At 42.7% G+C, this 3,672-nt stretch carries 5 protein-coding genes; 2 read left to right on the forward strand and 3 right to left on the reverse strand.

The features are described from left to right. Nucleotides 1–847 (forward strand): hypothetical protein (locus tag A3750_RS14080; RefSeq protein WP_231871828.1); only part of this gene is annotated, 847 nt, incomplete at its 5' end. A gap of 154 nt (nucleotides 848–1,001) precedes the next feature. Here A3750_RS14080 and A3750_RS25365 read toward each other — a convergent pair. Genes A3750_RS25365 through A3750_RS14090 form a run of 3 tightly spaced genes read right to left on the reverse strand, consistent with a single transcriptional unit; the run spans nucleotide 1,002 to nucleotide 2,620 of the window. Beyond that, complete coding sequence (locus A3750_RS25365) at nucleotides 1,002–1,178, reverse strand: hypothetical protein (protein WP_156498589.1); 177 nt, start codon at nucleotides 1,176–1,178, stop codon at nucleotides 1,002–1,004. Further along, entirely contained in the window at nucleotides 1,168–2,391 is a 1,224-nt protein-coding gene (locus A3750_RS14085) for a site-specific integrase (protein ID WP_068548379.1), read from the reverse strand. Before A3750_RS14085 ends, A3750_RS25365 begins: the two co-directional genes overlap by 11 nt. After that, nucleotides 2,381–2,620 carry a hypothetical protein gene (locus tag A3750_RS14090; RefSeq protein ID WP_068548380.1) on the reverse strand — a complete coding sequence of 80 codons (240 nt, stop codon included), beginning with the start codon at nucleotides 2,618–2,620 and terminating at the stop codon, nucleotides 2,381–2,383. Before A3750_RS14090 ends, A3750_RS14085 begins: the two co-directional genes overlap by 11 nt. A 145-nt stretch (nucleotides 2,621–2,765) precedes the next feature. Here A3750_RS14090 and A3750_RS14095 point away from each other — a divergent pair, with 145 nt between their 5' ends. After that, entirely contained in the window at nucleotides 2,766–3,008 is a 243-nt protein-coding gene (locus A3750_RS14095) for a helix-turn-helix transcriptional regulator (protein WP_068548121.1), read from the forward strand. Nucleotides 3,009–3,672 lie beyond the last annotated feature (664 nt).

Genomic DNA, 3,672 nt, shown 5'->3' on the forward strand with positions numbered 1-3,672 from the left:
TCAAAGGCTATTAGACAGAGTCACGGCTGAATTTAATGTCCAGACTCCTACAGAGTTATCAAGGCGCTTGAACATCCCTCGCTCAACAATCGATAAAGTCCAAAAGGGCGAAGCAACTCTCAACTGGCTTCACCGCCTCACACTTTTAGATAAAATTGGTTTCGCTACTGCCAGAAATATGATGCTCAAGCTTGTCCCCGAACGCATTGCAGAAAGAGCGACAGAGTTGACGAATGTTCAATTCAGAAATATTGGGGAAGCTAGATTTGAAAGAGCGCTCGAAAATGACGACGCAAATCTTCTTCAATTCGTGCTCTTTGTTCCGGAGTTGAAGGATTCTCCGAGATTCAAAGAAAACGCAGGGCTCGATGATGAGTTATTGGAGCGTATCGTCCCAAACGGTGAACTAACTCCTCTAGAGCGAGCGAGGATAATAGAAGCGCTCGTCAAAGAAAACGGAGCAAAATGGGCATTCGATTTTACCCGGCTACGCCGATACATAACCTCCTCAACTTATCTTCTTAATGAGTTACAGCTTATAGAATTTCCATCCAACGACAGAGCCGTTGAACTGGCTAAAGGACTAATAAATGCTCTAGAAAAGCACGCAGGCGGACCTACAGATCTTGCAGAGGAACTCAACATTGATGCTACTCAGATCAGTCAGCTAAAGAGCGGGAAGCTGAAACTCAATTTGAGAATACGATTTAAAATTCTTGATTACATTGAGCGCAAGATGAATAGCGCAGAGCATTTAAATTTCGGGGTAATTGATGAACTCGCCAACAACCCAGAGAAAATACAGCAAGTGCTTGATGATCTAGACTTTCCAAGGCAGGGTAACTAGCTTGCCTTGGACCGCTCAATCTTGGTATTAATATTTCCAACACCAATATCAAAACTATTGGAGTTCGCTAGTTTACAACGGATGCATTGCTCAGGACATCCAGCAACTCTTCTTCGATAAAGGCTAGATCAACATCATTTTCATCACATAGTTGCTACCAAATACGTGGGGTGATCCAGCGTTGAATCGCTTCGGTATTGTTTTTAGACGAAGCGTCCTCCAGGAGCAATACGATATCTCGTCCGGCAGATATACGGAGCTTCACCTGTAAGTAACATGCTATTTCTTTTATACGTCCTTCATACTGAAAATCCTGAGCACTAAGCTTCATCGTTAACCTCCTTTTGCGCCACGAGTTTTTCAAACGCACTGCCATCGGCGCGCGTCAAATTTGGCACATAGCGACTGTATGTAGTGAACAACATTTCAGTCGATGTGTGACCTAGAAATCGAGCAATAAATTCTGGGCTCTCGCCGCTGGCCAAAAGAAGTGTGGCAGTTGAATGCCGCGTCATATATGGACGTCTTTTTTCTAACCCAAGTGCTCTTAATAGCGGATACCAGACCCTTTTAGTGACATTTACATGATCTAAAGGTTTACCCTCTGCATTGCAAAAAACAAAGTCACTCAGCTGGCCTGTTGCTTCATATTGCTCTTTTAAGGCTTCATAGACCGGGCCAAGCATGGGAACTTCCCTCTGAGAGCCTTCAGTTTTTGTGTACTCCATTTTGCCTTTCACGATAGTTTCACGCACCAAGATTTGCTTACTCTCAAAATCGACGTAACGCCACTGAAGACCATCAATCTCACCCGTGCGCAATCCACTAAAGAAGCGCACTCGGTAGTAGTTTTTATAGTCCTCACGCACGTTATCGATGATCAAATTAATCTCATCCAATGAGAACGGAGCGATATGTTGCTTCTTGCTTTTCAGCGTTTTGATATTGCGAAATGGATTTACAAACCCAAACTCATCACTTGCATCCAACAAAATTGAGTGCAACAACTGCATGTGATTATTCACGGTTTTGGCGCCTAATAGCTCACCCTTGCGCCCCGGTCGAGAACAGAGCTCTGATCGAAATACTAAGATGTCATTTTTGGTTATTGCAGCTAAATCAAAATGACCAAAAAAAGGCTTCAACGAGCTATCAACAAGGCAGCGCATATTGTCACTGTGAGAACGTCTCCACTCTACCTGCTTAAACGCAAACCATGATTCAACATAGTCAGCGAACAACACGGTCTGCATCGGCGCATCAGCAACCAAACTTGCATTGCCCGGCAAACCTACTTGAGGAACAACCGACTGACTCTGAGGTAACTTAGCCAAGTTCTTACTGTCAGGGAAAAAACTCGCATAGTCAAACTCTCCCAGAACCATTCGCGCTTCAACCTTCTTAGCAAGGTCGGTCACGACCTTGCGATTTGAAGGCGTATCTTTAAGGGCCGTCTGCTCCCGGCAACGCACCCCTTGATACGAAAAATCCAGATATAAATTGCTCGTCTCTGGACGCACCCGAACATGAACATTAGCTGCCATGCGCTACACCTCCATTTGCCATAGGAATAGCGAATGCACTCTGCTCGGCCGTTTGAAGCATGCGCTCCTCTACACGCTCCCAGATATAAAGAATTTTGCGCCCCTGAAAAGGACGGAAATAATGGATACCCTCGATCAACACGCTGTCTTTCAACTGATTACGAATGGTCCGCGAGTCATATTTAATTCGCTCAGAGAGCTCTTCAGTGGTAAGGTAAGTATTGCTCATTCGATTTATCCTTTGATAGCTATAAACATAAAATGATGCGTACATTCATCATTTGATACATTTATAAATCGGATGATGAATCCTGTCAACATCTTTTGATAGTTATTTTTATCATTAGATAGTTTTACTTATCGCTGGTATGTGTATGATCCGATTCAAATTGAAAGAAATGATTGCTAAAAAAGAGTTCTCAGATGGCGAGAGAGTGACTGTTGCCGCTGTTGCGGAAGCGACCGGAATACATCGAATGACGATTTCGAAACTGATCAATCATCGCGGTACAAATACCGGAACGGATAACGTAAGCAAACTCTGCGAATACTTCGATTGCAAAGTTGAGGATTTAATTGAGTATGTCCCCGATAGAGACATCAAGGAAATTGATTAATTTAGGTACGTAGATGAATAGATCGCGTGGATACTAAGATTGGGGAAAAGGTTAAAACATTTGGGAATTTATTACGTTTAAATTTGACCACACATTTAAAGAGACACGCCTAGATATTCACTTTGTAAGTGGCTAATCTTCGCGAACCTGAAGAGGAGTACAAATAAAAATTTTCTCGCGAGGAGAACGAAGCGCTAGTTTTTGATTCAGAGCGGGAGGCCGGAACCTGCATATTGAATTTAATGAAAGGCTGGGAACGCCTTCGCCATTATTTCCGGAATCCTGTTATCGTTTCAAGAGAGTCAGTAAAAACTCTAATTTTGTCAAAATGGTACTAGCTAATCGGCATTGTATCCAATTCAATCTCCCCAATTGAGTCACCTATTCACCTAGTGCTTTTTTCAAAGCTAAAACAGCACTCTCGATCGACTTAATGTGGTCGGTCAGTTCTGGCTCATCCAGTGTTTTAATAACTTGATCTCTTTTGAGCCTTAAAGTCTTAGATTTCGGATTAAAAGAAACTGCACATCCGTNATCGGACGCTAGATTCACTAAATCCAAAATAACCTTAGATTTTCTGAAGATAGCTCCACAATCCAAATCCATTGTTTCTACAATCAGCTTTTGGTTTGCTTCGGAAGGCGTAATTTTCAAACTAATTTCA

This window comes from Oleiphilus sp. HI0079 (assembly GCF_001635105.1).

Coding starts and splice junctions, on each gene's coding strand:
- A3750_RS14090 (WP_068548380.1), bottom strand. CDS start 2,620: ATGAGCAATACTTACCTTACCACTGAAGAGCTCTCTGAGCGAATTAAA.
- A3750_RS14085 (WP_068548379.1), bottom strand. CDS start 2,391: ATGGCAGCTAATGTTCATGTTCGGGTGCGTCCAGAGACGAGCAATTTA.
- A3750_RS14095 (WP_068548121.1), top strand. CDS start 2,766: ATGATCCGATTCAAATTGAAAGAAATGATTGCTAAAAAAGAGTTCTCA.
- A3750_RS25365 (WP_156498589.1), bottom strand. CDS start 1,178: ATGAAGCTTAGTGCTCAGGATTTTCAGTATGAAGGACGTATAAAAGAA.